A 464-nucleotide genomic window follows, 5' to 3' on the forward strand; every position below is an offset into this window, starting at 1 on the left:
ATAGCGAACTCTATCAGATCTTTCAAAAGATGTGATTTTGTTAAATGAAAAGTGAACTGATCAAGCCACCCTTTGAGGTGGCTTTTTTTATGGGAAAAGACAAATGGATACTGATTTAATGATGGAAGTTCTTCAATATTTACTGGGTGTTATTCCAGGGGACATAGCGGGGAATATAATTGCTGTAGTGACAGCGATAGTGACGATTTGTACGTTGATTATTCGGTTTTGGAAGATGCCAGAACCGACCAGTAAGGGGTATAAATTGTGGAAATTGCTGCATGTATTAGCCTCCTTTAAAACGCCAACGACGATCAAAGTGGAGAATAAAAATGGTCAGAAGATTGATTAGCTCTATGAGACAACACGATCATTGGTTTGCCGAGTGGTGGAGCTCTATTTTACTGATGGTTGTTGGAATTTATGGATTATGTGTGCCAAATAGCTTTATTATCCAACAATCC

The 464-nt window shown here is 38.4% G+C and carries 1 protein-coding gene; it reads left to right on the forward strand.

What is annotated here, in order from left to right; translation table 11 throughout:
* The first annotated feature begins 103 nt into the window (after positions 1-103).
* Entirely contained in the window at positions 104-352 is a 249-nt protein-coding gene (locus PQG54_RS12310; protein WP_271790842.1) for a hypothetical protein, read from the forward strand.
* Positions 353-464 lie beyond the last annotated feature (112 nt).

Source organism: Commensalibacter communis (genome assembly GCF_947179015.1).
GTDB classification, from domain to species: Bacteria; Pseudomonadota; Alphaproteobacteria; order Acetobacterales; family Acetobacteraceae; genus Commensalibacter; species Commensalibacter communis.

Bases quoted from the DNA above. Each gene is read 5' to 3' on its own strand.
- PQG54_RS12310 (WP_271790842.1), top strand. From the start codon at position 104: ATGGATACTGATTTAATGATGGAAGTTCTTCAATATTTACTGGGTGTT.